Below are 25,133 nucleotides of genomic sequence, written 5' to 3' on the forward strand. Positions count from 1 at the left end.
TGAGCTGCCGGGTCCGGCCCTCCAGCCAGGCCCCGCAGCTCACAATCTTGAGATTGCCCCAATCGGTGTACATACCCATACTCAGGCCTGCCCGCCGGATAAGCAATGAATTATGCCTGCCATTACCTTCGACGCCTTTGGCACGATGGAGCCATGACACAGCTCCACACCCTGGTGGCCTACGTTCCCCGGACCCATACGCACACAGTCCTGGCCGCGATCGGCGACGCCGGGGCAGGCCGGATCGGAAACTACTCCCACTGCTCTTTCGTCACGGCCGGAACCGGGCGCTTCACGCCGCTGGCAGGGGCCACGCCCTTTCTTGGAGACCTGGACCGGCCCACCGAGGTCGCTGAAGACAGGATCGAATGCGTGGTCGAGGCCACTGTGCTGGACGCGGTCGTGTTGGCCCTGCGCGCCGCCCACCCGTATGAGGAGCCCGCCTTCATGAGCTGGCCGGTGGACGGCTGGCCCAGGGAATAAGGCCGGTTCGAGGCATGCGAAAAGTTCGGGTAAACTGATCTGCGGCCCCTCATGTGGCGTCATCCTGTTGAACTCCCCCAGGACCGGAAGGTAGCAAGGGTAGACGGGCTCTGGCGGGTGCATGGGGGGTCTTTACTATTCCCCCGCTGGGTGGCCGCCCAGGATCATGATTGTCAGCCCGGATTGGTAGGGTTTTCTCTGTGACTGTTACAACCGCCCTATACCGCAGATACCGTCCGGATTCCTTCGCTGACGTTATCGGGCAGGAACATGTCACGGAGCCGCTGATGACGGCCCTGCGGAAGAATCGGGTCAACCACGCCTACCTCTTCTCGGGTCCCCGCGGTTGCGGAAAAACCACGTCCGCCCGCATCCTCGCCCGCTGCCTCAACTGTGCCCAGGGCCCCACTGACACGCCGTGCGGCGTCTGCCCCAGCTGTATTGAACTGGCCCGCGGCGGCTCCGGCTCCCTTGACGTCATCGAGATCGACGCCGCCAGCCACGGTGGCGTCGATGACGCCCGCGACCTCCGCGAACGGGCAACCTACGCCCCGGTCCGGGACCGCTACAAAATCTTCATCATCGATGAGGCCCACATGGTCACCTCGGCGGGGTTCAACGCCCTGCTCAAGATCGTGGAAGAGCCTCCGGAGCACATAAAGTTCATCTTCGCCACCACGGAGCCTGACAAAGTCATCGGCACTATCCGGTCCCGCACCCACCACTATCCTTTCCGGCTGGTTCCCCCGGAGCCGCTCATGGCCTACCTGGAACTGCTGTGCCGGCAGGAAAACGTCCCGGTGGCTCCGGGGGTCCTGTCCCTGGTGATCCGGGCCGGCGCAGGCTCGGTCCGGGACTCGCTCTCCGTGCTGGACCAGCTGATGGCCGGAGCCGGGCAGAACGGCCTTGACTACGAGCTCGCCGTCGCCCTCCTGGGCTACACGCATGCATCGCTGCTGGATGACGTCGTCGTGGCAGTGGCTGCCGCCGACGCCGCAACGGTCTTCCGCGCCGTGGACCGCGTGATCCAGACCGGCCACGATCCCCGCCGCTTCGTCGAGGACCTGCTCGAACGCTTCCGCGACCTCATCATTGTCCAGGCCATGCCCGAAAGCGCCCAGACCATCCTGCGAGGCATGCCGGCGGACCAGATCGCACGCCTGCAGAACCAGGCGCACAACCTGGGAGCAGCCGAACTCTCACGCGCCGCGGATGTCACCAACACCGCACTGACCGAGATGACTGGTGCCACGTCCCCGCGGCTCCACCTCGAACTGCTGTGCGCGCGCATTCTGCTGCCCAGCTCAGAACAGACCGAACGCGGCATTGCCGCCCGGATCGACCGCGTGGAGCGGCGCCTCAGCTACGCCGGGAACGACGTCGGTGCTCCCGCCCCCGCAGGATCCGCCCAACCGGTGGCCGGAGCTGCTTCTACAGCCACTGCTCCCGCTGCACCAGCGTCCGCCCGTTCAGGGGAGGGCATGCCGGCCGCCGCTGCTTCCCAGGAAATGCCCCCTCAGCAGGTGCAGCGGCCGCAAGCGGCCGAAGCCCGCCAGCCCCTGATGGCACCCCGGCTCAGCACTGGCGACTGGCCCGTGGATGAGCCCTCCAGCGGCCGGACCTCTACAGGCCCCGCAGCAGAAGCCCCCCGCACACCGGTGCAGGAAATACCGGTGCAGCAACCGCCCGTCCAGGAAATGCCAGCGCAGCAACCGCGGGCGAAGCAGGCTCCCATGCAGCAATCCCCCGCCGTCGCCCCTGTGGCGGAAGCCCGGCCAGCGGAAGCCCCCGCTACCACCGGACGGCCCGGCGCCGACGTCGAAGTCCTTCGCCGCGCGTGGCCCGAAATCCTCCAGACGTTGTCGAAAATCAAGCGCAGCACCTGGGCGCTGGTGGAACCCAACGCCAAGGTGGCAGCCTTCGACGGCCAGGGACTCACCCTCGCCTTCACCACGTCCGGGCTGGCGGGAGCATTCGGCCGTGCCGACCATTCGGAAAACCTGCGCCAGGCGATCCACAAAACCGTGGGTATTGACTGCCAGATCACGGCCGTCGCGGGCGGCAACAACAGCCCAGCGAGCTCTGAGCCAAACCCAAAAGCGCCCGCTAGCCGGGTAGCCCCGGCAACGTCCGCAGATGTCGCCTGGGGGCTCGCCCCCGCAGGCGCTCCCGCCGCCCCGGACAACACCGCGCCCACACCGGACAATGCCACGTCCAGCGCGGCCGCTGCGCCCACCGTTCCGGCCTCTGCGGTTCCTGCTCCTCCGGCCACGGTTCAGCCACCGGCGGTTACCGCAGCAACGGTTCCTGCCGCCAAAGTCCCAACGGAACCGGTCCCTTCATCCGCCGAACAGTTTGCTGCTCCGGCGGAAGCTCAGGGAGCACCTATCCACGCCGCGGCTGCCATGCCAGCGAACGCATCGGTACAGGCGCCTGGCCCGGTGCCCGCACCGCCGTCGGTGCAGGACGACGAGGCCGCCGGCACGTACGCCTACTCCGACGACGACTGGGGCCCGCCCCGCGACGAAGATGCCCCGCCCTTGGACGAGGAACCTCCCATGGACTGGGATCCCTCCGCGCCGGTGGAACCACGGCGCACCCCAGCTGGCCCTGCTTCTGACAGCAGTGACCTGCCCGGCGGCAAGCGCGCCCCCAAAACCGCCAAAAAGGCCAGTTCGACCGCGTCAGGCGTCCATGCCTCTTCAGGTCCGGCTCCCGCAGCCGCCGCGCCTGATCCGTGGACCCGCGCCGTGGAACAGGCGCCGGGTGTCTGGGTTGTTGGCACTGAAACCAACCTCGGCAAGAGCCAGGCTCCTGCCGGAGCGGACACCACGGCTGTCACCACCAGCCCTCCACCTGACTACGAACCCGCCGCGGCACAGATTCCCCAGACGGCTCCAGCTGCCCCGCCTGTGGCCCCAGAGCCTGCCGCGGCCCCGCAAGCGCCCGAAACAGTGGACGACTGGGGACTTCCAGTAGCCGCACCCGTAGCCGCCCCTTCCCCTTGCGGGCCAGGTGGTTTTGGGCCTTCCACCCCCGGAATCCCCGCCGCTGAACCTGCCGCGGAACCGGTGCGCGAATACGCCATGGCCGCTTCGGCCCCGCAGGCCGCGCCTCCGCAACCCTCTCCTGCAACCACCCCGGCTGCGGCCGCAGCCCGGCAGAGCCTCTACCAGCGGCTGTCCAACAGTCCCGAAGCGGAGGCCGGGCGGGCCAAGGCGCCGTCGCGGGCCGTCGCGGCCGCTGTTCCGGACGTGCAGGATATCCCCAGTGCGGATGACGAAACCATCGAGGAATCAGGTGTCTTCGGGCGCGCCGCCATCGAGCGTATTCTGGGCGGGAAGCTCATCGAGGAGCGCTCCCTGGATGGCAGCCCGCTTCCTCCCCGTTACTGACGGCCCCACAACGGCTCGCCACGTAGCGTGCACCACTGATTCGCCCATCATCCAAGCCAAGCTAAAGAGGAAAACGTGTACGAAGGTGCGGTCCAAGAGCTGATTGATGAGCTTGGACGCCTTCCCGGAGTGGGGCCCAAGTCCGCGCAGCGGCTGGCGTTCCACATCCTCGAAGCCGATCCTCAAGACATGAAACGCCTGGTGGACGCCATCACCACGGTGAAGGAACGCGTCAAGTTCTGCACCGTCTGCGGCAACGTGACCGAGCAGGAGCTCTGCAACATCTGCCGGGACATCCGGCGCGATCCTTCCGTGATTTGCGTGGTCGAGGAGTCCAAGGACGTCCTGGCCGTGGAGCGCACGCGGTCATTCCGCGGCCGCTACCATGTGCTGGGCGGAGCCATCAATCCGATTGCCGGTGTTGGCCCGGAACAGCTCCGGATCCGGGAACTGCTGACCAGGTTGAACGACGGCGCCATCCAGGAGGTCATCATCGCCACCGACCCCAACCTGGAAGGTGAGGCAACGGCCACCTACCTGGCCCGGATGCTGAAGTCCATCGGCATTGTGGTCACCCGCCTCGCATCCGGGCTGCCCGTGGGCGGCGATTTGGAGTACGCGGACGAGGTCACCCTGGGCCGCGCCTTCGAGGGCCGACGCAACGCGCTCAGCTAATGACTGGACAGATGCCATGATCCCGGAAGACATCATGCCGCTGGTCAGCGAGCGGCTCATTCTGCGCTTGGTTGAGGAATCGGATGCCGCTGCCATTCACCGCTTCCGCAGCGACCCGTCCGTCACCCGCTACCTGTCCCACGGTCCCCTCACCGCGGCGGCAAACGACGAGAGGCTGGCGGAGCTGCTGGCGCTGCGCAAGGCATCCACCGCCGAGTGGTTCAACTACGGCTGGGCCGTCACGCTGCGGGATTCCGGAGACGTTATTGGCGACGCCCGGACCTGGAACAGCATCGAACTGACCTCCGCCGGGATGCTTTCCCTGGGAAAACTTCCCGCCCGGCACTCGGCTTTGGGTTACGTCCTGCATCCCGACTATCACCGTCAGGGGTACGGCCGCGAGGCTGCCGGGGCATTGGTCAGCTGGCTCTTCTCGGAGCGGAGGATGAACACCATCGTCGCGGGGGCCTATGAACCAAACACTCCATCCATCAAGCTCCTCCAGAGCCTGGGCTTCCAGCAGGACACGGCAGCCCCGGCAGACCGGGAAACGGCCGGCAAGGGCTACCCACTGCTGAATTTCCGCCTGGACAATCCACAGCAATCAATCGCCTGAACCGCCCCTGCGCCGGGCAGCCAACTGGCCGCCAGCCAGGAAGGCCCCGGCCACGACACCCTGGGTGCCCAGCCCGATCACTTCCAAAGGCATCCTGGCGGTGTCCTTGGTACGCGGCTCGGCGTTGACACAGGGGACTGTCGTACCGTCCGCAGCTTCCTGGAGGGCACCGGGCATCCAGCCCAGACCTTCCTCTCCGGTCTCGCCGCCAGAAGCCAGCATCGCAAACATCACCACGGGGTTGGCCGCCACCAGCCACACAATCCGTTCCGTGTGAAAAACCTCGGCGAGGCCCAGGAGTTCGGTCGAGCACTCATAGGCATCCCGCGTACCGTCGGACCCCCAAACCACATTTATGGCAACCGTGACGGGTTCGTCGGCGCGGACGGCGGGCATCAAGGCCCAAACAGCCACAGCGTTCCCCGCCACAAGGGCTCCAGCCACAGTCCATCCGGCTAGCACCGCCAACAGTCGGCGGCGGAGCAACGCCGAAACGCCGGCACCGATAGCTCCAAAGACTGCGAACTCCAAGGCGACCACGCCGGCGGACGCGCCAGCCGTGCCGGCAGCTGAGACTCCTGTAAGGCCGGCATGCAGCACCAGCACGATCAGTGCGATCGCAGCTACAACGAGCCCCCGCGCGGCGACGGAAAGAAAAGGGGCCAGCGGCCCTGGATCCAGGTCCCCTGGCTGCCTTAGCCCGGACAGCCGCTGGCGTCCCAGGAGTCCCCAATGCACCGCAAGGAGGGCCGAGGACGCGGGCATCAGGGCAGCAGCGAGCAAATGGCTAAACCACCGGGCCTCTTCCGGCTGCATTTCGGCAGGGGCGGCGGCCACGCCAAGGAGCGCCAGGGCGAAAAGAGAAGTGGCAAGCGGCACGGCCACAGCCACCAGCCAGAACCGCACGGCCCGGAAGGATGCCAGCAAGTCCCCTACTGCCAGGCCGAGTGCCACCCGTGCGAGGCCGGCGGGCTGAGGCGCCCAGTCGGCGTCGTCCTCGCTCCCTGGAGTTCCGGAATTCCAGCCGGGACCAATGGCCTCATAGACAGGCTCCTCGCTGGTTCGGTCCGCATGCTGCCGTTCGTCCTCAGCCACAGTTCGAAGCCCCACATCCGATGGACAGCCCCAGCCCCGGCGGACGCCGGCGGGTTCGCCGGCTGATCCCATCCTGATCCGCCGGGCAGGGCCTGTCCAGAGGAGAAGTCAGGCTATGCGGGTTCCCCGCGCCAGCCTGTGCGCCGGTGTCCGCAGCGAACGCCAGCCCAGCCACAGCAGCAGGCCGGCCAGCACCAGTTGCAAGCCGAGCCCAAGCGGCCACAGCGGCGTTTGCTGGGCAAGATAGCGTGACTTCACCTCGCCATTGGCGCACGGGTAGGTTCCCTCCGGGCCCGCCATGGCGTACCGCGCTCCTTGGCTGACGTTCTCGATGGCTCCGACGGAGGTAAAGCCTTGCTCTCCCGTCCGCACGGGATAAGGAATGGCGTCAGCCACCACCACGTACGGGTTCATTGCCAGGAACCAGGCAACACGCTCGGTACGCGGGGCCGGCTGCTCGCGCAGCGGCCCGGCACAGGTGTATTCCGGCTCCACGGGACCGTTGCTGAGCGGCTGGTACTGGCGGTACTCCGGCTGGTTGGCCATGATGGTTCCCTGCGTGAGGCCCATTCCCAGCCCGAAGGCGATCAGCGTGCCGATCACCAGTCCCGCCACCGCCAGGTACGTCACCACGATGGAGAACAACGGCCGCCCTGCCAGCGCCGAAATCCCTACGCCGACGGCGCAGACGACTCCCACCTCAACAGCAAGCATCAGCAACGCCACAACGACGTGTCCGGGCGTCATGCCGCCGAGCGCCACCCCGATCACCAGGAACGGCGTGCTGGCAACGAGAAAGGCAAGCGCCGCGAACCACGCCGCGAAGAACTTGCCCCAAAGTATCTGTCCGGGCCGCAGCAGCGTCACCTGCAGGATGGCCAGCGTACCTCCCGCGCGGTCACCGTTGACGGCATTCGCGGACAGCGCCGGAGCCACCAAAAGCGCGAAGAGCAGCACAAACGCCAGCACCACTTCAAAGATCATGGACCCCGGGCCGGTTTGCTCCGGCACGTAGTCCGAATACGAGCGTTGCGCAGCCTGGCTGGCGTTCCAGCTGGCCCACGTCAGCCACGTCACCAGGCCGGTCAGGAGGAACCAGATGGCCAGCATGATGTACCAACCGCGGGAGCGGAGGCGCTGTTTCAGTTCCAGGACTACTACGTCCTTGATGCCGGCGGCGTAGCCAGCTACACGGCCGGTTACGGCGGTTTGCTGTTGTGTGTCGGTCACCTGGCTCATCGCCGCTCCCCCTCGAGATTCATGTAGGTCTCTTCCAGGGCACCCGAAGCGGGCGCGAATGAGCTGACCGGGACGCCGGCGAGCACGAGCTCGCGCAGGAGCCGCGCGGCGTCGTCGTCGTTCAGGAGCAGCAGGCTCACCGCCGGACGGCGGCCATCCCCTACCCGGAAGGCAAGCCCCAATTCTGTGAGTTTCGCTGCCAGCGCCCCGCCGTCAGTGGCTGAGATCGCGTACCTGCGCCCGGCGGCATGGGCCTCTTCCGTGGTTTGCTGCCTGACAGTGCGGCCCTTATTAACAAAGACGGCGCCGTCGGCAATTTCGTCCAGTTCGCTCAGGACGTGGGAGGAGACCACCACGGCCTTCCCTTCCTGCGCCAGCTGGCGCAGCATGATCCGCAGTTCAACGCGGGACCCCGGATCGAGGCCGGACGCCGGCTCGTCGAGGAGAAGAACCGACGGGTCGTGGATCAGGGCGCGTGCCAGGCTGAGCCGCTGCTGCTGGCCGCGTGAGAGCACGCGGGCCGGCTGGTCGGCGAGGTCGGCCAGCCGCACACGGTCCAGCATCTCCACGACGCGCCCGCCAATTCCTGCGGCGGGAAGTCGGTAGAAACGGGCCATCTGGGTCAGGATCTCGCGCGCAGTCAGGGACTCCCACACGCCAAGCGTGTCAGGCATCCAGCCGATCCTGCTGCGGACCGCGGCCCGGTCCCGCTGCGGGTCGAGGCCGCCCACGCTGACGGTGCCGGAGTCCGGCGCCAGCAGGGATGCCAGCATCAGCAGCAGCGTAGTTTTGCCGGCCCCGTTGGGACCGATCAGCGCGGTCACCTTACCCGCCGGAGCATGGAAGTCCATATGCTCAACGGCGTGCACCTGCCCGAACTTCCGGCTGACGGCGGTGGCTGTTATGCCGCCCGCGGGCAACTCTTCCGGCAGCGCCGGGCCTCCGGTCGAATCTTCTTCTATTGCCATTTCCTGCGCACCTGTCCCCCAAGTCTCTGCATGCATACTGACTATCTGAGCGTACGCCCGCAGTATTGCTTCCGGTGTCCACCCCAAGGCGGAGATTCGGTCACAATTCAACGCCGGGCGGCGGCGGCGATAAACTGGGCTGAACAAGTCACGCCGTTGCGCCGAAAGGGCGCCTGGCCGCCAGAACTCCGATTGATTCAGTGAAGGTACGCGCATGAGTACGCCCACTACCGAAGTGCACACCGCAGCCCAGCCGCAGGAGCGGTCCGACGGCGGTGCCGTCACTAAGCAGCTGATTGTCCAGAAGTTCGGCGGCTCCTCCGTTGCGGACGCCGAGGGCATCAAGCGGGTAGCCCGGCGCGTGGTTGATGCCCAGCAGGCCGGCAACGAAGTGGTGGTCGTTGTGTCCGCCATGGGCGACACCACCGACGAGCTGCTGGACCTCGCCGGCCAGGTCACCGATTCCGCCCCCGCCCGCGAAATGGACATGCTGCTGTCCGCCGGCGAGCGTATCTCCATGGCCCTGCTGGCGATGGCCATCAACAAGTTTGGTGCTTCGGCCCAGTCCTTCACCGGATCCCAGGCCGGCATGATCACCGACGGCATCCATGGCAAGGCCAGGATCATCGACGTCGACCCGCACCGCATCCGCACGTCGCTGGACAAGGGACACATCGCCATTGTGGCCGGGTTCCAGGGCATGAGCAGGACCACCAACGAGATCACTACCCTGGGCCGCGGCGGCTCGGACACCACTGCGGTGGCCTTGGCCGCAGCACTGGAAGCCGACGTCTGTGAGATCTACACCGATGTCGACGGGATCTACACCGCAGACCCCCGTGTGGTGCCCGCCGCCCAGAAGATCGACACCATTTCCAGCGAGGAAATGTTGGAGCTTGCCGCCTCGGGTGCCAAGATCCTGCACCTGCGCTGCGTCGAGTACGCCCGTAGGTTCGGCGTGCCCCTGCACGTCAGGTCCTCATTCAGCCAGCACGAAGGCACCTGGGTCATCCCCAGCGCCGAAGACAAGATCACCACTCAAGAGGGAGTTGCCTTGGAGCAGCCAATCATCTCCGGCGTTGCGCACGACCGTTCCGAAGCCAAAGTCACCGTGGTGGGTGTTCCGGACATCCCCGGCAAGGCCGCCGCGATCTTCCAGGTCATCGCCGACGCCCACTCCAACATCGACATGATCGTCCAGAACGTCTCGACGCACGGCACCGGCCGGACCGACATCTCCTTCACGCTGCCCATCGTTGAAGGCGCGGATGCGCTGGCCGCGCTGAAGGCGGCGCAGGCCGAAATCGGCTTCGAAAACATCGAATACAACGAACAGATCGGCAAGCTGTCGCTGATCGGCGCGGGCATGCGTTCACACCCGGGTGTTTCCGCAACCTTCTTCAAGGCGCTGTCCGCTGCCGGAATCAACATCAACATGATCTCAACCTCCGAGATCCGTATCTCGGTAGTCACGCACGCTGACCTGCTCGACGATGCCGTGCGCGCCATCCACAAGGCGTTCGACCTCGACAGTGAGAGCGAAGCCACCGTGTACGGCGGAACGGGCCGCTAGGCGCGCGCCCTCAGAGGCCCCAAGCGCTCAAAAAGGAGCCGCCCCGCGCAGCATGTGCGGGGCGGCTTTTGAGGTTAAAGGCCCGAGCTGGTCACTTATTCAGGTCTTCACGCCGGACCGCATAGTGGTGGCCTTCGGAATCGGTTTCCACTTCGAAGTGGGAGAGATCCTCGTCGGAGGCCTGCTCGAACTCATCATGCTTGTGAACTACCGGCGCGTCCGGATCCAGGCGGGTCGCAGGTCCAAAGACAAACCGTAACCGGTCGGTCACGTTCATAAAGCGGGTGAGTGCATGCGCCATATTTTCCACCCCCTTCCCACGTCCCGGGCGAAAGTCCCCTGGTCCCGCAAGGGGGCCAGTGCCCTTATTTTACGCCCGACAGGCCAAAAAGGCCCCGGAACGGCGGGAGCCTGCGCTCAGCGCAAAGACTTATCCTCCGGGTTCTTGGGAACCACGTAGGTGCTGCCGTCGGGGCGGTGCAGGGTCTCCCACTGCTGGCTCTCCGCTTCACGCTGGGCCAGCAGTTTCCGGTTCTCCTCCGTCATGTCGTGCACCAGGGAGCTGCGGTTGGCCGGTCCGAAGATGGCCCGAAGCTTGCCGGTTGCCCGCATGAACCGCTGTGATGCATTGTCCTTGACCACTGACGTGACTCCTTCGACAGAACCGTATTCGTCATTCCAGTGTACGCTAATAATTAGTGCACTAACTATTGGAGGCAGTGATGACCACCACCTTGGCCACGGGCTCACCCGAGCAGGACGACCTGCTTCTGGAACACCAGCTCTGTTTCGCCCTGACAGTGGCGTCCAGAAGCGTAGTGGGCGCCTATAAACCGGTATTGGAGAAACTGGGGCTGACCCACCCCCAATACCTGGTCATGCTGTGCCTCTGGGAGGAGAGCCCCCGGACCGTGCGCAACATCAGCGAGGCCCTCGCCCAAGAACCCGCGACCATATCCCCGCTACTGCGGCGCCTCGAAGTCGCGGGACTTCTCACCCGCCGACGCGTAGACGGAAACGAACGGGCCCTTGCCGTGGAACTGACTCCGGCCGGTGCAGCGCTTCGTCAGCAGGCTTTGGCGGTCCCCGGCACCATGATGGAGCGCCTGGGACTGACGCGGGACCAGGTCGCCAAGCTGCATGCGGCCATGATGGGGTTGATCGCAGCCACCGCCGGGACGACCGGCGGTAAGCCAGCGACCTGGCAGTAGAAGGCACGGCAGTAGAATGGGAGCAATCCGAGGAGGCCGGGCGCGTGCGTAAATTGCTGATCCAAATGGTGGCCGTGGCAATGTCAGCAGGCCTGATGACGGCCTGTTCTGCGGGAGCAGGCGGGGGCCAGCCCACGTCGTCAGCCCCGTCCGCAACGTCGTCAGCCCCGTCCCCCACGTCAACTGGCACGGCCACGCCGTCGGACACAACCGCCCCGGATACCGAGACGTCCGTTCCCGCGCCTGCACCGCCGGCGCCGACCGGGCCCCCGGCCGGGCCCGGGGCAGGAAACGCGGAGCTGGCCATCATGGTCAAGCCTTCGGATACCGAAGCGGCCCTCAATTACACACTTGTGTGCCAGGGCGGCGTGCCGTCGGCCGAGAGCAAGCACCCCGGCCCCGAGGCGGCCTGCAGTGCGCTCAAGGAGAACCCGTCGATCCTGAGTCCAAGTACCAAGAACACAGCACAGGCATGCACTGAACAGTACGGCGGACCGCAAACGGCAACCGTCACCGGAATTGTGGATGATACCCCCGTGGATGCCACGTTTGCCCGGACCAACGGCTGCGAAATCAGCGCCTGGAATGCAGCACAGCCCGTCCTGGGCTCCAGCGGTGGAGCAGCTTAGCCTCCTGGCGGCCGGGGACTGCGAGGCCCGCGAAGCCGCGCACGTCCAGCGCGTCCGCCGTTATTCCGACCCCTACCTTGCCCGCCGGTCGGCTGGCCGGAAGCACCCGGTTGAGGACTTCCTGTTCACCTACTACACCCAGAAGCCAGGCCAGCTGCTGCGCTGGCATCCGGGAGCCGGCGTCGTGCTGGCCGGTGAGGCGGCCGCCCACCGCAGCGGCTGGAAGCACTACAGAACGCTCGACGACGGCGAGCTCGCCGCCGTCGGACTGCCGGCGGGAACTGTTGCGGTCACCTTTGACCGCAGCACCTTCCTGGCCGACCGCCGTGAAGCCGTCGCCTTCGCGGAAATTATTCTTCGAGGAACAGCAGCCCGTCCCGCCCAGTTCGGCTGTTTCGGGCTGCACGAGTGGGCCATGGTCTACCGCCAGGACAAATTCGACCTGCGCCACGAGTACCTTCAGCTGAGGCTCGGACCGGAGGGGACGGACAAGGTGGTGGAGGAGAACCGGATCCGTTGTTCGCATTTTGATGCGTTCCGTTTCTACACACCGGACGCCATCCCGCGCAACGAGCTTGCACCCAGCCGGGAGAACCAGCGGGACATGGAACAGCCTGGCTGCCTGCACGCCAACATGGATCTCTACAAGTGGGCCTACAAACTGCTGCCCGCACTGCCCAGTGAACTGGTGATGGACTGCTTCGAGCTGTCCTGGCGGATCAGGGCCATGGACATGCAGGCCTCACCCTACGACCTCGCGGAGTGGGGCTACCCTGCGATCCCGATCGAAACCCCGGATGGGAAGGCCGCCTACGTTGAACACCAGCGGGCCTTTGCGGCAGAGGCCGCTGAGCTGCGTGAACGCCTTGCGCGGGAACTTGCTCCGCTCAGCCTGGCGAGCCCGGCATGAGCCGGCTTGACCTCACCATCAGGCTCCGGGAAGACACCGATGCCCCCGAGCACGAGTTCCGGCTGATTGCCCAGGACGGCAGGGTTGCAGGCGGCAGTACCCTGCCTGATCCGGCGGGCGCCCTGGCTGCCGTTGAATCCTTCGGCGAGGACATCTTCTTTCCCCGGCCGGGTCCCCCCAAACTGTGTACACAGCAATACGGCGGGCCGCAGGTTGCCGTGGTGACCGGCTCCATCAACGGCCGACCGGTCAACGTCACCTTTCGGCGCACCGACGGCTGCGAAATTTCCCGGTGGCGTGCCATGGCGCCGCTGCTCGGCGGGACCCCGGGTTCCCGCGGTGAGACATAACGCCAGCCTGCAACGCGCTTAGCAGCAGAGAGCCGCCGGCTCCATCGGAACCGGCGGCGCCCTGGTGTTGTTTACAGGTGGATCAGGTACAGGGGGATCAGAGATCCATGTTGCGGTTGCCGGAGAACTCCGGGACCTCCTGCTTCTTCTTTTCCTTCTTGACCTTGTCCTTCTTGTCCGCGCCGGCGGGCTCGTCGGATGATTCGTCGTCCGGAACCACCACGGCGCCACCCGGGGTGACCGCCACCGAAACGAAGGTGGGCGTGCTGGAGCCAGCGAAGGTAACGCGGCCAATGTAGGAGCCTTCAGCGAGGTCCTTCCACTGGAGGTTCACTATCCCGGATTGGCCGTTGCCCAGCCGCAGCGGGTTGGGCGTCACGGTTGCGTTTCCGACGTTGGCCCCCAGCACAGCGGCATCCACCGAAGCCTTGGTGGGCTGCCCGTTCGGGCTTGCATAGAGGTTCACGAAGACCGTGTACACGCCGGCTGCCGGATTGGGTACGGAAATGGACTCGCTGGCGGAGGCCGTCTGGGCCAGGAGTACCTGTCCCGCCGGGTTGAAGACCACCATGTCGAAGTCGGCCGATTCATCCGCTGAGTAAACAGAGAACTTGGCCAATGGCGACCCGGCCGGGACGGTGACCTCCTTGGCGAAGTTCGACTCGTCGGTTTCCAGTGCCAGCGGTCCGGGAACCAGTTCGATGGCGGACGAGTCAGCCTTGGATAGGCCGTCCAGCGTGATCTTCACGGGTGCGTTGGTGCCGGAAACAACGGGGATTCCGCCCTGCCCCGTGCCACCCTCTGAGGTGAACGCGAGGTTTGCCGGGGCCACCACGGCCTGGGGGCGTACCGCGATGGGGGATGCCACATTCTTGCCCGCACCCTGCCAGACGAGGCTGCCCATGGCGAACTGCCCCAGGGCCGCACTGGTGTTCTCAAACTTCACCTTGAACGTGCGCTTCTCGCCGGCGGCGCTGAAACTAAGGATCGACGGCGTTACGGTCACCTTGATGCCCGGAACGTCGGCCCTGGCCCGGTAGACACCCGGCGTCAAAGCAGTGACCGTCCGGGTGACCTCCGTCTTGCCCGTGAGGGCTCCCAGCGCGAACGAGGCGACGTTCATATCCCTGGGCGCAGTGCTGCCGAGGTCAGGAATGCCCAGGTCAAGTCCCGTTCCCTGGATGAACTTCAGGTAGTCCTCCTCGGCGTTGTCGTAGACCAGGCCGGGATCGAGGACCCGGGCCACGTCCACCTGGCCGGCGCCGGTGGCAAAAACGTCGCCGTTGCGGCTGCCGTCGGCGTTCTTGACCTCGCCTGCCGTGGTCATCATGGCCGACTTGACGGTGGCCGGAGACCAGTTGGGGTTCCTGGCAAGGATCAGCGCGCCAAAGCCGGCGACATGCGGCGCCGCCATGGAAGTTCCGGACATCATGCCAAACTGGTCGCCGCCCGAGCCGATCGGTGACACACCCGCCAGCACGGCAACACCGGGCGCTGCCACATCAGGCTTGAGCAGGTCCGAGCCGGTGGCAAGCAGCGGGCCGCGCGAGGAGAACCCTGCAACCTGTGGCTGCGGAGCCACCGGCAGGCCGGTGGTGTCCTTGTTCACGAGGGCCACCTTGATGGCTGGATTGGCTGTGATCTTGTCCTTGATCTGCTGTGTGGCAGGCGGGTTCACATGCACTGTGGGTACTGAGTGGCGGTCCAGGTCCTCCGAGGAGGTGGACAGGTTCACGAGGATCATCCCGATGCCGCCGGCACGCTTCACCTCGGCGCTTTTGGCAACGCGATCAACAACTCCGCGGTCGCAGACCACGATCTTGCCGGCCACTTTGGCAGGGTCCAGCGCGTTTGAGGCACACAGTTCAGGGCTGGATGCCCCGGCGGCCGCAGCATTTGCGGCCAGAACCACATTGCTCGCGGGAACGGGGGCTGCCATCAGGCTGGCGCCGCGGAACTTGCTTCCGTCCTCGAATTCGACCGTTCCCTGCAGTTCCGTGGAGAAGGAACTTGCAGCCACCGTGGTCAGCCAGGGTGCGCCATGGTTCACGGTGCTTGCGGTGGGTCCGGAGTTTCCGGCGGATGCCGCCACGAAGATTCCGGCCGATGCTGCGGAGAGGAAAGCCAGCGCAACCGGATCCGTGGTGGTGGAGGTGCTGCCGGAGATGGAGTAATTCAGGACGTCCACGCCATCGAGGATGGCCTGGTTGATTGCAGCCACGGAGGCCGAGCTGTAGCAGCCGCCGGTGTCCGGGTTGTCATCCTCCCAGCAGACTTTGTAGACGGAAACCTTTGCCGCCGGTGCCACGCCGCTGGTGATCCCCATGTCGGTGGCACCCAGGTTGGCGTGGACGTTTGCGTTGCCTGCCGCCGTGCTGGCCGTATGGGTGCCGTGGCTCCCGACGTCCACTGGAGAAATCAGCTCTTCGGGCGCGCGGTTCTGGGGCGCGACGTACTTCAGGAAGTCGTCGGCAAAGTAGCGGGCGCTGAGTACCTTGGAGTTGCAGTCCCTGCCGTCAAAAGTTGCCCCCGATCCCTGGCCCTTCTGGCAGTCGCCAACGAACGTGTCGCCGTCGGACTTGAGCATGGCGATTTTGCCGTCCGCAGTGCGGTAGGGGACGCCTACCTGGGGCTCGCCGTTGAGCGGCTGGACGTCGTCGCCGGCAAAGAACGGGTTGGATGGCGTATATCCGGAGTCGATGACACCCACCACAACACCCTTGCCGGCATTCTCCTGGCCGCCGAAGGTGGTGTTCCAGAGGCCGCTCGCTCCGCTGAGTTTGAGGAAGTCCGTGGTGGAGTAGTCCGGGGCGTTCTCTGTGTCCGGAGCAACCATCAGCACGGCGGGGTCCTTGGCGAGCTTCACGGCCTGCTCTGCAGTGAGATCGGCCGAGAACCCATTGATGGCCGCCGTGTACTTGTGCTTGATCTGGATGTTTTCCGCGCCGGCTACGGACTCTTGCTGGTTTTCGAGGTGGGCCTGGTAGCGCTGGACTTCGGGACGTTCAGCGTCCAGCTTGCGGCCGTTCTGCGGTTTCGTGGCCGCAAGCCCAGGAGTCCCGCCGTCGTAAGTGGCCGCCGGTTTCCCGGCGAGCACCACGATGTAGCGGCCCGCAGGGTAGTCGTTGGGGTTGATGGTCTTCGGGGTAACTACGGTGTTTGGTTCGGCGGGCGCCGCGGTAGCGGGGCTCAACGCCATCGAAGAGAGGAGAAGCGGCAAACCCACAGCCAACGCCGTCGCTTTCCGGAACCCCCCGCCCCGCATGGGGCTCTTTCCAGTTAATTTCACGTTTCGACTACACCTTTCACGAGGCACGGCCCGGCACGCGTCCGGCCCGAGGCAGCTGGAAGACGACAACCGTAATTACAGATCTTGTAACCCGGGGAGACCAGCCGATTCAAACAGTACAGACTGAGAGACGAATATGACATAAGCCACAGATGACTTTTTTAGACTTGTCAATTTTGCTGTCATGGCAATGGCCGGTGTCCTCGGGCGGGCACAAGAAAGGCGGCCCCCTGAGGAGCCGCCCACTGGCAAAACTGGTGTCACACAAGGAACCGCCTACTGGCGCGGTGTCCGGACGACCTCGCTGATCCACTGCCGGGTCTTTTCGTCGACGGGGCCCGCCACCCGGGATTCCCTGGCGGCCCTGTCCGCTTTGATCTTCTGCAGGACCATGCGGCCCAGCCCGGCGAAAACGGCAACGGCAACCACGGGCAACAGCACGGATTTCGATTTCTCAGCCATTCCGCAATCCTAGTGACGGTCCGCGCGCAGTGCCAGAGCCGCCGTCGTTCCGCCGAATACAGAGTGCGGCCCTATGCCCGGTAGAATGGGCTAGCAAGCTCGCGGAGCGCCCGTCCACACCGTTCAAAGGCCATGCCCAAAAGCACGGTCCCCTAAACACAGCGGAACGGCGTGAGACGGCACCACTCCGCTGCGCCCTTACCCAATGCTCACGCACAGGAGTTGCCGGATGCCCCGGATCGTTGTTGACGTCATGCCCAAGCCCGAGATTCTGGACCCGCAGGGGAAGGCCATCGTGGGTGCACTTCCCCGGCTGGGCTTCACCAGCTTTAGCTCTGTCCGCCAGGGCAAGCGCTTTGAACTGACCGTCGACGGCGAGGTGACCGACGCAATCCTGGCCCAGGCCCGCGAAGCAGCCGAGACCCTGCTGTCCAACCCAGTGATCGAAGACGTCGTCAACGTCGAGGTCGTCGAGGCCTGAGATGACTGAACTTCCCCTGATCGGCGAGGCAGTCGCCGTCGCCGCTGAGCCCCGGCTCGCGGGTGCCCGGATCGGCGTCGTCACCTTCCCCGGCACCCTCGATGACCGCGACGCCGCCCGTGCAGTCCGGCTGGCAGGCGGCACTGCAGTGCCACTGTGGCACGCCGACACCGCCTTGGCCGACGTTGACGCCGTCGTGATTCCCGGCGGATTCTCCTACGGAGACTACCTGCGGGCCGGTGCCATTGCCCGCTTCGCGCCGCTGATGTCCAAGATCATCGACGCCGCCAACTCCGATGCCAAACTGCCCGTACTGGGCATCTGCAACGGCTTCCAGATCCTGACCGAGTCGCACCTGCTGCCCGGCTCCATGATCAAGAACGACCACCTGAAGTTCATGTGCCGGGACCAGGTCCTGCGGGTTGAAAACAGCAACACCGCCTGGACCCTGGACTACGAGGCCGGTCAGGAAATCACCGTGCCCCTGAAGAACCAGGACGGCCAGTACATCGCGGACGAGAAAGTCCTGGACGCCCTCGAAACCGAAGGCCGCGTGGTGTTCCGCTACGTAGGCTTCAACCCGAACGGCTCGCGCCGCGACATCGCCGGCATCTCCAACGCCGCCGGCAACGTGGTGGGCCTCATGCCGCACCCCGAGCACGCCGTCGAGGTCGGTTTCGGCCCCGAGTCCCTGGATGGCATCGGCGGCTCGGACACCGACGGCCTCGGTTTCTTCACCTCCGTCCTGAACAAGATTGTGGGAGGCGCCAAGTGACCACGGAAACCACCAAGAAGTTCAATATCGACACCGTCGAGAACGCCGCCAAGACGCCGGACACCGAGCTTCCCTGGGCGGAACTGGGCCTGAAGCAGAACGAGTTCGACGAAGTCGTGAAGGTCCTCGGCCGCCGCCCGACCGGCGCCGAACTGGCCATGTACTCCGTCATGTGGAGCGAGCACTGCTCCTACAAATCCTCCAAGAACCACTTGCGCCAGTTCGGCGACAAGGTGACCGAGGAAATGAAGAAAGACATGCTGGTGGGCATCGGCGAAAACGCCGGCGTCACCAACCTCGGCGACGGCTGGGCCGTGACGTTCAAGATCGAGTCCCACAACTCGCCGTCGTTCGTGGAGCCCTACCAGGGAGCCGCAACCGGCATTGGCGGCATCGTCCGCGACATCATCTCCATGGGCGCCCGCCCGGTGGCTGTCATGGACCCGCTGCGGTTCGGCGCCATCGACCACCCGGACACCGCGCGCGTCATGCATGGGGCGGTCGCCGGTATCGGCGGCTACGGCAACTCCCTGGGCCTGCCCAACATCGGCGGCGAAATGGTGTTCGACTCCGTGTACCAGGGGAACCCACTGGTGAACGCGCTGGCAGTCGGCGTCATGCGCCATGAGGACATCCGCCTCGCCAACGCCTCCGGCAAGGGCAACAAAGTGGTTCTGTTCGGTGCACGCACCGGCGGCGACGGCATCGGCGGCGCCTCCGTGCTGGCCTCCGAGTCTTTCGACGACACCAAGCCCTCCAAGCGCCCCGCTGTCCAGGTGGGTGACCCGTTCGCCGAGAAGGTGCTGATCGAGTGCTGCCTGGAGCTGTTCAAGGGTTCCCTCGTTGAGGGTATCCAGGATCTCGGCGCCGCAGGCATTTCCTGCGCCACGTCGGAACTCGCCTCCAACGGCGACGGCGGCATGGAAGTTGAACTGACCTCCGTCCTGCTGCGCGACCCCACGCTGACTCCGGGCGAGATCCTGATGTCCGAGTCGCAGGAACGCATGATGGCCGTAGTCACCCCCGAGAACATCGCCGCCTTCGAAGCGGTCATGGACAAGTGGGCCGTGGAGTACTCCTGGCTGGGCGAGGTGACTGACACCGGCCGCCTGATCATCACCTGGGACGGCGAGGTCATCGTCGACGTCGACCCGCGCACCGTGGCCCACGACGGTCCGGTCTACGACCGCCCGTTCGCCCGCCCCGAGTGGCAGGATGCCCTCCAGGCCGACACCTTCACCGGGTCGGTCCAGGATGCTGGCCGCCCCACCACTCCAACAGAACTGGCCGCCGCAGTCACCGAGCTCGTGGCATCGCCGAACATGTGCAGCAAGGACTGGATCACCAACCAGTACGACCGCTACGTCGGCGGCAACACCGCCATGGCGTTCCCGGATGATGCAGGCGTGGTCCGCGTGGACGAAGAAACCGGCCTTGGCGTCGCCCTGGCCACCGACGCCAACGGCCGTTACACGTTCCTGGACCCGTACCACGGTGCACAGCTTGCCCTGGCCGAGGCCTACCGCAACGTGGCCACCTCCGGCGCTGTCCCCATGGCCGTCAGCGACTGCCTGAACTTCGGCTCCCCCGAGGACCCGGATGTCATGTGGCAGCTCGCGGAATCCATCCGCGGCCTGTCCGACGCCTGCATGGTGCTGGGCATCCCCGTCACTGGCGGCAACGTCTCGCTGTACAACCAGACCGGGACCACCCCGATCCACCCCTCCCCTGTGGTGGCAGTGCTGGGCAAGCTCGACGACGTCGCCCGCCGCACGCCGGCGGGCTGGCGCGAGGACGGCCAGGCCATCTACCTGCTGGGTACGACTGCAGCGGAGCTGGACGGCTCCGAGTGGGCAAACCTGCGTGGCCACCTCGGCGGGCTGCCGCCCAAGGTTGACCTCGCCGCCGAGCGTGCGCTGGGTGAGATCCTGATCAACGCATCCCGCGACGGCATGGTGGACTCCGCGCACGACCTCTCCGAAGGCGGCCTCGCGGCAGCCCTCGTTGAGTCCTCACTGCGCTACGGCGTAGGCGCCCGGATCGCCCTGCAGGACGTCCTGGACCGCGACGGCGTGGACCTCTTCACGGCGCTGTTCTCAGAAACCCAGGGCCGCGCAGTCGTTGGCGTGCCCCGCTCCGAGGAAGTCCGGTTCACCGACATGTGCACCGCCCGCGGTTTCGCCCACGTGCGGATCGGCGTAGTGGACGCGGACAGCAACGCACTGGAGATCAACGGCGTGGACACCATGTCGCTTGACGCGCTCCGCGAAGCGCACGAGGCCACCCTGCCGAAGTACTTCGGCTAGTCCCCACCGCCTCCCTCACGGTGTGGGGCCCCTCCATCGGTTGCTCCGTAGCCGCCCTTTTGAACCCTCAAAACGGCGGTTGCGGGGCAATCGTTGCTTAACGGCCCTTGCGCCACCCGGCCTGGACCAACGCCGTGCGGATCTTGGCGATCGCAGGCTTGGCGTCGTTCAACATGTGCCGTTTCGAAATGCGGACCTCCGTCCAGCCCAACGCCCCGTAGCTTTCAGAACGCGCGATGTCTCGGACGACCTGCCCCTCCTCGCCGTGGTGCTCACCGTCGTACTCGATTCCGATCCGGTACTTCCGGTACGAAAGGTCCGGGTCATGGTGCCTCAGACCGTCGTCGCCGATGATTGGCACATTCAATTCCGGTTCCGGCAGCCCGGCCCTGACCATGGCCAGCCGAAGGAGTGTCTCCTGCGGCGAATCGGAACCCACACGGATCAGTTTGATCGCTTCCTTCGCCTTGCGGAGGCCGCGCTTTCCCTTATGCCGATCGATCATCCGTTGCAGGTCAGCCAGACTGCACAGCGGCATGTCCCTGTCCTCGAACTCCGGCCGTGGCATCCGGACGCAGCTGTCCCCCATGGCCACAAGCTCGTCGACCGTCAGCATTTCCGCCATGTCCAGCCAGGTCCGCTCCGGAGTGGTGACCGGGATCCTGTCGACTGTGGTGACCTCGTCGCTAAAAAGCTTCATTCGGTGCACAATGACGTGCGGCCGATTCAGGTGGGCCTCTCCCTCGGGCCTGATGACATGAAACATATCCGGCTTTCCCTTCTGCTGGCGGCGCGGCAGCACGAGCAGTTCCGCCGCAGTGAGGTGCGATGCGGCGCATCGGACGTTGACCTCGATGAAAGGCCGCACCCTGATGCTCAAGGGGAGGTCCGCCGTCGGGCTTTCCGACAGGATCCCCTTGCCCAGACGATGCAGAGTTCGGTGCCGCAGCCGCTTGTCCGAGACCCCGGCGCGCGCCGCGTCGGCGACTGTGAACGGACGTCCCTGGAGTTCGTCGGGTAGCAGGCGCGGGGTCTTCATGGATTCATCAGACCAGAATGCTGCGGTCCGCCGCAGAAGTTATCCACAACCTCCATCGATTGCTCCGTAGGCGCCGTTTTGAGGGGTTAAAAGGGCGCTTATGGAGCAATCGATGGCAGGTTAGTCCTCGCTGTGGAGTTCCCTCTGCCGGGCGCTGAGGAGTTCAAGTTCCGGACGATAGGCCACAAAGCGTTCGACGGCGGTGAGGACCTCCACGAGATGCGCCCGGTCTGCTGCCACCAGGCCAACACCTACCTGCGAGCGCCGGTACTGCTCGTGGTCCCCCACCTCGGCAACTGACACTTCGAAGCGCCGCTTGAGCTCGGCCAGCAGCGGCCTGATGAGGGAGCGTTTTTCCTTCAGGCTCTGGACGTCGCCCAGGAGGATGTCGAATTCAATCCAGCCGATCCACATGAACCAATCGTATCGATTACTCCCCCTGAGCCCTTTTTGCCGTTTTGAGGGGCCAAAAGGGCCTGCTCAGCCTGCAGCCAGTGCGAGCTCGCAGGCTTCGATCCCTTGGCGCGCAGACTGCTGCTGCGCCGGTGTTCCGGTCCGTTCGGCCCACTGTTCGGCCAACTGGAACTCCACGAGCGCCTCAGTGAACCGGCCGGCGCCGTGCAGGGCCCAGCCCAGGTTGTTGTGCAGCGCCACCATCCAGCGCCGGGTGCGGGGGTCGTGGGCAGTGGAGGCGTATTCGAGGGCGCTCTTGGTCCAGAGCTCGGCATGCGCTGCGTCTGCGATCGCGAGCATATGCAACGCATCCACAGCGAGGTACTCCTCGCCCAGGTGGTCACCCAGCTCCGCTGCCTGCTCAAACAGGGGCACGGCCATGGCGGCGTGACCGCTGGCGTTCAGGATGCGTCCGCGCTCCAGCAGGATCCGCACTCCCACCGTGGGCTCGTCTCCGTCCACCGAGTCCAGCAACGCATCGGCCTCCTCGTAGCGTCCTTGCAGGCCGATGGCCCGCCCCAACTGCGTGGCGAGTTCGGCCTTTTCGTCGGCGTCGTAGGCGGGGTCGGCAAGGGCGTCCCTGAAGCGCTGCTCGGACAGCCCGGGATCCTGAATTTTCCATAGTCGGTCAAGGGTCTCTTGGTCCAGCATGTACCTTCTCCTGATCAGCTTTCACCTGCGGCGAGTTGGCGTGCCCCTTCAATGTATCGGGAAGTGACGTGCCTCTGCGCCGCCCGGGTCACCAAACCACCGGTGCGGTAGAACCAGTTGGAAGGCGTACTGAAAGCGGTGATCTTCAGGAACACCTGCCCTGTGTCGTCAATCTCCACCTCAAATGCCTCTTCGCCGCGCGCCGGATGTCCGGGCAGCGTTCCGTAACCGAAGCCCGCAGACTGCGGGCCGTCGCCCGGCACGGGCCGCCTGACCCATACCACTTCGCAGGGGGCGTTGATGCGGAAAGGCCCGAGGCCGAACCCGCTCACCACGCGTGTGCCGGGCTTGACGACGTCGGATTCGGCCCGGACGCGCAGCCCTGACCGGCGCTGGAGCTCCCAAGTCAGGATTCCCTGCGCCACCCGGCGGTAGACTTCCAGACCGTCGCCAAGGTAGGCCTGGAAGACCAGGCAGGGGTACCCCGCCGGTGGACGGCCATTCTCTGTGGCGCCGACACCGGGGTAATCAAGCCTGCCTGCGGCCAACCGCTTCTTAGTCAACGGACGAACCCTGGGACCCGGTCAACCGCGCCCACCCCAGCTGCTCCTGTTGCTTGCGGCTCAGTGACGCCACCACCAGATCGTAGGAATCCTCCACCATGTCCCGGACCATGGCGTCCGGGAGGGCCCCATCCAGGCGCACGCCGTTCCAATGGTTCTTGTTCATGTGCCACGCGCCCGTGATTTCCGGATGGGCGGCGCGCAGCTGCTGTGCCAGGGCGGGCTCGCATTTGAGGCTTACGGACCAGTCGTCCGGGTCCATCGCGGACGCCGCAAACATCTTGGCCTCGTGCCGGGCACCGCCGGAAACGTGCGCCCGGACCTTAAACACCGAGGTTTCGGGTCCGAACGGGAAGTCCTCGTACGAACCAGGGAATGACAGGCAGATTTCGCGGAGTTCAGCTTGGTCCATCCAGTGAGCCTACAAAGCGGCCGCCCCCGGTGCTAGTCTGCGAGCATGTCACATGACCAGGCGACCATCCCTGTTCTGGACCTGAGCGCCGCACGCCAACCCTACGGTCCCTTTAGTCCGGAATTTATCGAAGAGCTGCGGAACGCCACTCACAAGGTTGGCTTCTTCCAGCTCACCGGCTATGGCGCCTCGCCGGGCCAGGCCGAGGAGTTGCTTCGGCTGATCCAACGCTTTTTCGCTCTCCCCCTGGAGGAACGGATGAAGCTGGATAACCGGCTCTCACCGCATTTCCGTGGCTACACGCGGATGGGCACAGAGGTCACCCAGGGCCGTGCCGATGCCCGCGAACAGATCGACTACTCTCCGGACCGCGAGCCCGTCCCGGACTATCCGGCGGACCAGCCCTACTGGCTGCTTCAGGGACACAACATGTGGCCTACAGAGGCCTTGCCGGAACTGGAACCGGCCGCGATGGCGTGGGCCGCCTTGATGTCCGAGGTTGGCATGGAACTGCTGCGCGCCATCGCCGTTTCGCTCAGGTTGCCGGAAGACTACTTCGACGAACCGTTCGCAGGCACACCAGCGTGGATGGGGAAGCTGGTGCACTATGTGGGCGGTGTGGTGGAAGCGGCCGGTGACCAGGGAGTGGGCTCGCACGCTGACTACGGGTTCGTCACCCTCCTCCTGCAGGACAGCGTGGGCGGCCTGGAAGTCCTGCCGCCCGGCGCAACAGAGTGGGCACCCGTGCACCCCCTCCCGGGCGCACTTGTGGTGAACCTGGGCGAAATGCTCGAAGTAGCCACTGAGGGCTATCTCGCAGCAACGATCCACCGGGTGCAGGCCCCGCCGCCCGGCGTCGACCGTTATTCAGTGCCGTTCTTCTGGTCGCCTCGGTTGGATGCCGTGATCGATCCCGTTCCCCTGCCGCCGGAGCTGAAGGCTCAGGCGCGCGGAATATCGGATGACCCGTCCAACCCGTTGCTCGCATCGTTCGGCATGAACATGCTCAAAGGCAGGATGCGCGCCCACCCGGACGTTACCGAGAGGCACTATCCGGACCTGATCAAGAACTGACGCGCCGGGCAGGGTCAGAGGTTGTACTTCCATGCTTGTTGGGCGGGGCAAACGTTCATGACCACGTCCAGGCCAGCCGCCTTGGCGCGTTCCGCCGCGGCTTCGTCAATGACACCCAGCTGCAGCCACACCGCCTTGGCGCCAACGGCAATCGCCTCGTCCACCACGGCACCGACCTTCTGTGAATTCACAAAGCAATCAACGACGTCGATGGGCTGCTTTTCCGGCGGAATGTCGCGCAGGGTGCGGTAGCCGGGTTCGCCATGCACAGCATCTCCGGGCAGGTTCACCGGAATGATCTCCATGCCGAGCCCGTCCCGGATAAACAGCGACGTATCGTAGGCAGCCCGCCACTCATTGGTGGTCAGGCCCACAATGGCCCACCGCCCTTTGTTTCGCATTAGGCGTTCAATAACTGCAGGATCGTTGGTGTGGCCCATGAGGCAAGCCTACGCCGCAGACGCAAAGGCCTTGTTCCGAAGAA

The 25,133-nt window shown here is 65.5% G+C and carries 26 protein-coding genes and 1 other RNA gene; 14 read left to right on the plus strand and 13 right to left on the minus strand.

All coding sequences use genetic code 11. The features are described from left to right. Positions 1–153: 153 nt before the first annotated feature. The 5 genes from V9L18_RS09705 (at position 154) to V9L18_RS09725 (ending at position 5,169) form a co-directional block, all read left to right on the plus strand. On the plus strand, positions 154–483 hold the full coding sequence (locus V9L18_RS09705) for a hypothetical protein (protein ID WP_337346959.1): 330 nt from the start codon (positions 154–156) through the stop codon (positions 481–483). 40 nt (positions 484–523) lie between these two features. Continuing rightward, positions 524–620, plus strand: an RNA gene (gene ffs / locus V9L18_RS09710) — signal recognition particle sRNA small type. A gap of 63 nt (positions 621–683) precedes the next feature. Then, positions 684–3,878, plus strand: a complete 3,195-nt coding sequence (locus V9L18_RS09715; RefSeq protein WP_337346960.1) for a DNA polymerase III subunit gamma and tau — start codon at positions 684–686, stop codon at positions 3,876–3,878. A gap of 75 nt (positions 3,879–3,953) precedes the next feature. Then, positions 3,954–4,553: a recombination mediator RecR gene (gene recR, locus V9L18_RS09720; protein WP_337346961.1), complete on the plus strand. Its 600-nt coding sequence runs from the start codon at positions 3,954–3,956 to the stop codon at positions 4,551–4,553. A 16-nt stretch (positions 4,554–4,569) separates the two neighbouring features. Then, a complete protein-coding gene (locus tag V9L18_RS09725; protein ID WP_337346962.1) occupies positions 4,570–5,169 on the plus strand; it encodes a GNAT family N-acetyltransferase in 600 nt (199 codons plus the stop codon). Here the strand turns inward: V9L18_RS09725 and V9L18_RS09730 are convergent. The 3 genes from V9L18_RS09730 to V9L18_RS09740 form a co-directional block, all read right to left on the minus strand. Beyond that, positions 5,158–6,279 carry a hypothetical protein gene (locus V9L18_RS09730; RefSeq protein ID WP_337346963.1) on the minus strand — a complete coding sequence of 374 codons (1,122 nt, stop codon included), beginning with the start codon at positions 6,277–6,279 and terminating at the stop codon, positions 5,158–5,160. The genes V9L18_RS09725 and V9L18_RS09730 overlap by 12 nt on opposite strands. A gap of 93 nt (positions 6,280–6,372) precedes the next feature. Next, the gene (locus tag V9L18_RS09735) at positions 6,373–7,503 is read right to left on the minus strand and encodes an ABC transporter permease (RefSeq protein ID WP_337346964.1); all 1,131 of its coding nucleotides are present in this window, start codon (positions 7,501–7,503) and stop codon (positions 6,373–6,375) included. After that, complete coding sequence (locus tag V9L18_RS09740; RefSeq protein ID WP_337346965.1) at positions 7,500–8,471, minus strand: ABC transporter ATP-binding protein; 972 nt, start codon at positions 8,469–8,471, stop codon at positions 7,500–7,502. The genes V9L18_RS09735 and V9L18_RS09740 overlap by 4 nt, the downstream gene beginning before the upstream one ends. 214 nt (positions 8,472–8,685) lie before the next feature. On the opposite strand from V9L18_RS09740, the gene V9L18_RS09745 reads away from it, so the two are divergent. Next, entirely contained in the window at positions 8,686–10,044 is a 1,359-nt protein-coding gene (locus tag V9L18_RS09745; protein WP_337346966.1) for an aspartate kinase, read from the plus strand. A gap of 91 nt (positions 10,045–10,135) precedes the next feature. On the opposite strand, the gene V9L18_RS09750 is transcribed toward V9L18_RS09745, so the two are convergent. Beyond that, complete coding sequence (locus V9L18_RS09750; RefSeq protein WP_337346967.1) at positions 10,136–10,345, minus strand: hypothetical protein; 210 nt, start codon at positions 10,343–10,345, stop codon at positions 10,136–10,138. 116 nt (positions 10,346–10,461) lie between these two features. Next, the gene (locus tag V9L18_RS09755) at positions 10,462–10,656 is read right to left on the minus strand and encodes a hypothetical protein (RefSeq protein ID WP_376044731.1); all 195 of its coding nucleotides are present in this window, start codon (positions 10,654–10,656) and stop codon (positions 10,462–10,464) included. 110 nt (positions 10,657–10,766) lie between these two features. Here V9L18_RS09755 and V9L18_RS09760 point away from each other — a divergent pair, with 110 nt between their 5' ends. The 4 genes from V9L18_RS09760 to V9L18_RS09775 are packed head-to-tail and all read left to right on the plus strand — an operon-like array spanning position 10,767 to position 13,144. After that, positions 10,767–11,255: a MarR family winged helix-turn-helix transcriptional regulator gene (locus V9L18_RS09760; protein WP_337346969.1), complete on the plus strand. Its 489-nt coding sequence runs from the start codon at positions 10,767–10,769 to the stop codon at positions 11,253–11,255. A gap of 44 nt (positions 11,256–11,299) precedes the next feature. Continuing rightward, positions 11,300–11,884 carry a serine protease inhibitor gene (locus tag V9L18_RS09765; RefSeq protein ID WP_337346970.1) on the plus strand — a complete coding sequence of 195 codons (585 nt, stop codon included), beginning with the start codon at positions 11,300–11,302 and terminating at the stop codon, positions 11,882–11,884. Then, complete coding sequence (locus tag V9L18_RS09770; protein WP_337346971.1) at positions 11,841–12,794, plus strand: 3-methyladenine DNA glycosylase; 954 nt, start codon at positions 11,841–11,843, stop codon at positions 12,792–12,794. The genes V9L18_RS09765 and V9L18_RS09770 overlap by 44 nt, the downstream gene beginning before the upstream one ends. Continuing rightward, positions 12,791–13,144 (plus strand): serine protease inhibitor, encoded by a 354-nt coding sequence (locus tag V9L18_RS09775; RefSeq protein ID WP_337346972.1) that lies wholly within the window; start codon positions 12,791–12,793, stop codon positions 13,142–13,144. Before V9L18_RS09770 ends, V9L18_RS09775 begins: the two co-directional genes overlap by 4 nt. 97 nt (positions 13,145–13,241) lie before the next feature. On the opposite strand, the gene V9L18_RS09780 is transcribed toward V9L18_RS09775, so the two are convergent. Both V9L18_RS09780 and V9L18_RS09785 read right to left on the minus strand, forming a co-directional pair. Further along, positions 13,242–16,409 (minus strand): S8 family serine peptidase, encoded by a 3,168-nt coding sequence (locus V9L18_RS09780; protein ID WP_337347120.1) that lies wholly within the window; start codon positions 16,407–16,409, stop codon positions 13,242–13,244. A 300-nt stretch (positions 16,410–16,709) separates the two neighbouring features. Beyond that, positions 16,710–16,895 (minus strand): hypothetical protein, encoded by a 186-nt coding sequence (locus V9L18_RS09785; RefSeq protein WP_066287203.1) that lies wholly within the window; start codon positions 16,893–16,895, stop codon positions 16,710–16,712. 229 nt (positions 16,896–17,124) lie between these two features. On the opposite strand from V9L18_RS09785, the gene purS reads away from it, so the two are divergent. Genes purS through purL form a run of 3 tightly spaced genes read left to right on the plus strand, consistent with a single transcriptional unit; the run spans position 17,125 to position 20,457 of the window. Continuing rightward, positions 17,125–17,376, plus strand: coding sequence for a phosphoribosylformylglycinamidine synthase subunit PurS (gene purS, locus V9L18_RS09790; RefSeq protein ID WP_056631212.1), 252 nt, complete (start codon positions 17,125–17,127; stop codon positions 17,374–17,376). A 1-nt stretch (position 17,377) separates the two neighbouring features. Next, complete coding sequence (gene purQ, locus V9L18_RS09795; protein WP_337346973.1) at positions 17,378–18,151, plus strand: phosphoribosylformylglycinamidine synthase subunit PurQ; 774 nt, start codon at positions 17,378–17,380, stop codon at positions 18,149–18,151. Further along, the gene (gene purL / locus V9L18_RS09800; RefSeq protein ID WP_337346974.1) at positions 18,148–20,457 is read left to right on the plus strand and encodes a phosphoribosylformylglycinamidine synthase subunit PurL; all 2,310 of its coding nucleotides are present in this window, start codon (positions 18,148–18,150) and stop codon (positions 20,455–20,457) included. Before purQ ends, purL begins: the two co-directional genes overlap by 4 nt. 97 nt (positions 20,458–20,554) lie before the next feature. Here the strand turns inward: purL and V9L18_RS09805 are convergent, their stop codons facing one another. From V9L18_RS09805 to V9L18_RS09825, 5 genes are all read right to left on the minus strand, one after another. Then, positions 20,555–21,496, minus strand: a complete 942-nt coding sequence (locus tag V9L18_RS09805; RefSeq protein WP_337346975.1) for a hypothetical protein — start codon at positions 21,494–21,496, stop codon at positions 20,555–20,557. Between the two features lie 120 nt (positions 21,497–21,616). After that, positions 21,617–21,910: a DUF503 domain-containing protein gene (locus V9L18_RS09810; protein ID WP_337346976.1), complete on the minus strand. Its 294-nt coding sequence runs from the start codon at positions 21,908–21,910 to the stop codon at positions 21,617–21,619. Positions 21,911–21,976: 66 nt separating this feature from the next. Beyond that, positions 21,977–22,600, minus strand: coding sequence for a hypothetical protein (locus V9L18_RS09815; RefSeq protein ID WP_337346977.1), 624 nt, complete (start codon positions 22,598–22,600; stop codon positions 21,977–21,979). 14 nt (positions 22,601–22,614) lie between these two features. Next, on the minus strand, positions 22,615–23,163 hold the full coding sequence (locus V9L18_RS09820; protein WP_337346978.1) for a DUF1990 family protein: 549 nt from the start codon (positions 23,161–23,163) through the stop codon (positions 22,615–22,617). After that, positions 23,156–23,575, minus strand: coding sequence for an MmcQ/YjbR family DNA-binding protein (locus V9L18_RS09825; RefSeq protein WP_337346979.1), 420 nt, complete (start codon positions 23,573–23,575; stop codon positions 23,156–23,158). Before V9L18_RS09825 ends, V9L18_RS09820 begins: the two co-directional genes overlap by 8 nt. A gap of 45 nt (positions 23,576–23,620) precedes the next feature. On the opposite strand from V9L18_RS09825, the gene V9L18_RS09830 reads away from it, so the two are divergent. Further along, positions 23,621–24,649: an isopenicillin N synthase family dioxygenase gene (locus V9L18_RS09830; protein WP_337346980.1), complete on the plus strand. Its 1,029-nt coding sequence runs from the start codon at positions 23,621–23,623 to the stop codon at positions 24,647–24,649. A 14-nt stretch (positions 24,650–24,663) separates the two neighbouring features. Here V9L18_RS09830 and V9L18_RS09835 read toward each other — a convergent pair whose 3' ends face one another. Continuing rightward, positions 24,664–25,089, minus strand: a complete 426-nt coding sequence (locus tag V9L18_RS09835; protein WP_337346981.1) for a CoA-binding protein — start codon at positions 25,087–25,089, stop codon at positions 24,664–24,666. Positions 25,090–25,133 lie beyond the last annotated feature (44 nt).

Source organism: Pseudarthrobacter sp. CCNWLW217, from assembly GCF_037203985.1.
Classification (GTDB): Bacteria; Actinomycetota; Actinomycetes; order Actinomycetales; family Micrococcaceae; genus Arthrobacter.

Bases quoted from the DNA above. Each gene is read 5' to 3' on its own strand.
- V9L18_RS09725 (WP_337346962.1), top strand. From the start codon at position 4,570: ATGATCCCGGAAGACATCATGCCGCTGGTCAGCGAGCGGCTCATTCTG.
- V9L18_RS09835 (WP_337346981.1), bottom strand. From the start codon at position 25,089: ATGGGCCACACCAACGATCCTGCAGTTATTGAACGCCTAATGCGAAAC.
- V9L18_RS09815 (WP_337346977.1), bottom strand. From the start codon at position 22,600: ATGCTGGACCAAGAGACCCTTGACCGACTATGGAAAATTCAGGATCCC.
- purS (WP_056631212.1), top strand. From the start codon at position 17,125: ATGCCCCGGATCGTTGTTGACGTCATGCCCAAGCCCGAGATTCTGGAC.
- V9L18_RS09760 (WP_337346969.1), top strand. From the start codon at position 10,767: ATGACCACCACCTTGGCCACGGGCTCACCCGAGCAGGACGACCTGCTT.
- V9L18_RS09825 (WP_337346979.1), bottom strand. From the start codon at position 23,575: ATGGACCAAGCTGAACTCCGCGAAATCTGCCTGTCATTCCCTGGTTCG.
- V9L18_RS09785 (WP_066287203.1), bottom strand. From the start codon at position 16,895: ATGGCTGAGAAATCGAAATCCGTGCTGTTGCCCGTGGTTGCCGTTGCC.
- V9L18_RS09810 (WP_337346976.1), bottom strand. From the start codon at position 21,910: ATGTGGATCGGCTGGATTGAATTCGACATCCTCCTGGGCGACGTCCAG.
- V9L18_RS09740 (WP_337346965.1), bottom strand. From the start codon at position 8,471: ATGGCAATAGAAGAAGATTCGACCGGAGGCCCGGCGCTGCCGGAAGAG.
- V9L18_RS09750 (WP_337346967.1), bottom strand. From the start codon at position 10,345: ATGGCGCATGCACTCACCCGCTTTATGAACGTGACCGACCGGTTACGG.
- V9L18_RS09805 (WP_337346975.1), bottom strand. From the start codon at position 21,496: ATGAAGACCCCGCGCCTGCTACCCGACGAACTCCAGGGACGTCCGTTC.
- purQ (WP_337346973.1), top strand. From the start codon at position 17,378: ATGACTGAACTTCCCCTGATCGGCGAGGCAGTCGCCGTCGCCGCTGAG.
- V9L18_RS09745 (WP_337346966.1), top strand. From the start codon at position 8,686: ATGAGTACGCCCACTACCGAAGTGCACACCGCAGCCCAGCCGCAGGAG.
- V9L18_RS09770 (WP_337346971.1), top strand. From the start codon at position 11,841: ATGCAGCACAGCCCGTCCTGGGCTCCAGCGGTGGAGCAGCTTAGCCTC.
- V9L18_RS09780 (WP_337347120.1), bottom strand. From the start codon at position 16,409: ATGCGGGGCGGGGGGTTCCGGAAAGCGACGGCGTTGGCTGTGGGTTTG.
- V9L18_RS09735 (WP_337346964.1), bottom strand. From the start codon at position 7,503: ATGAGCCAGGTGACCGACACACAACAGCAAACCGCCGTAACCGGCCGT.
- V9L18_RS09775 (WP_337346972.1), top strand. From the start codon at position 12,791: ATGAGCCGGCTTGACCTCACCATCAGGCTCCGGGAAGACACCGATGCC.
- V9L18_RS09830 (WP_337346980.1), top strand. From the start codon at position 23,621: ATGTCACATGACCAGGCGACCATCCCTGTTCTGGACCTGAGCGCCGCA.
- V9L18_RS09755 (WP_376044731.1), bottom strand. From the start codon at position 10,656: ATGCGGGCAACCGGCAAGCTTCGGGCCATCTTCGGACCGGCCAACCGC.
- V9L18_RS09705 (WP_337346959.1), top strand. From the start codon at position 154: ATGACACAGCTCCACACCCTGGTGGCCTACGTTCCCCGGACCCATACG.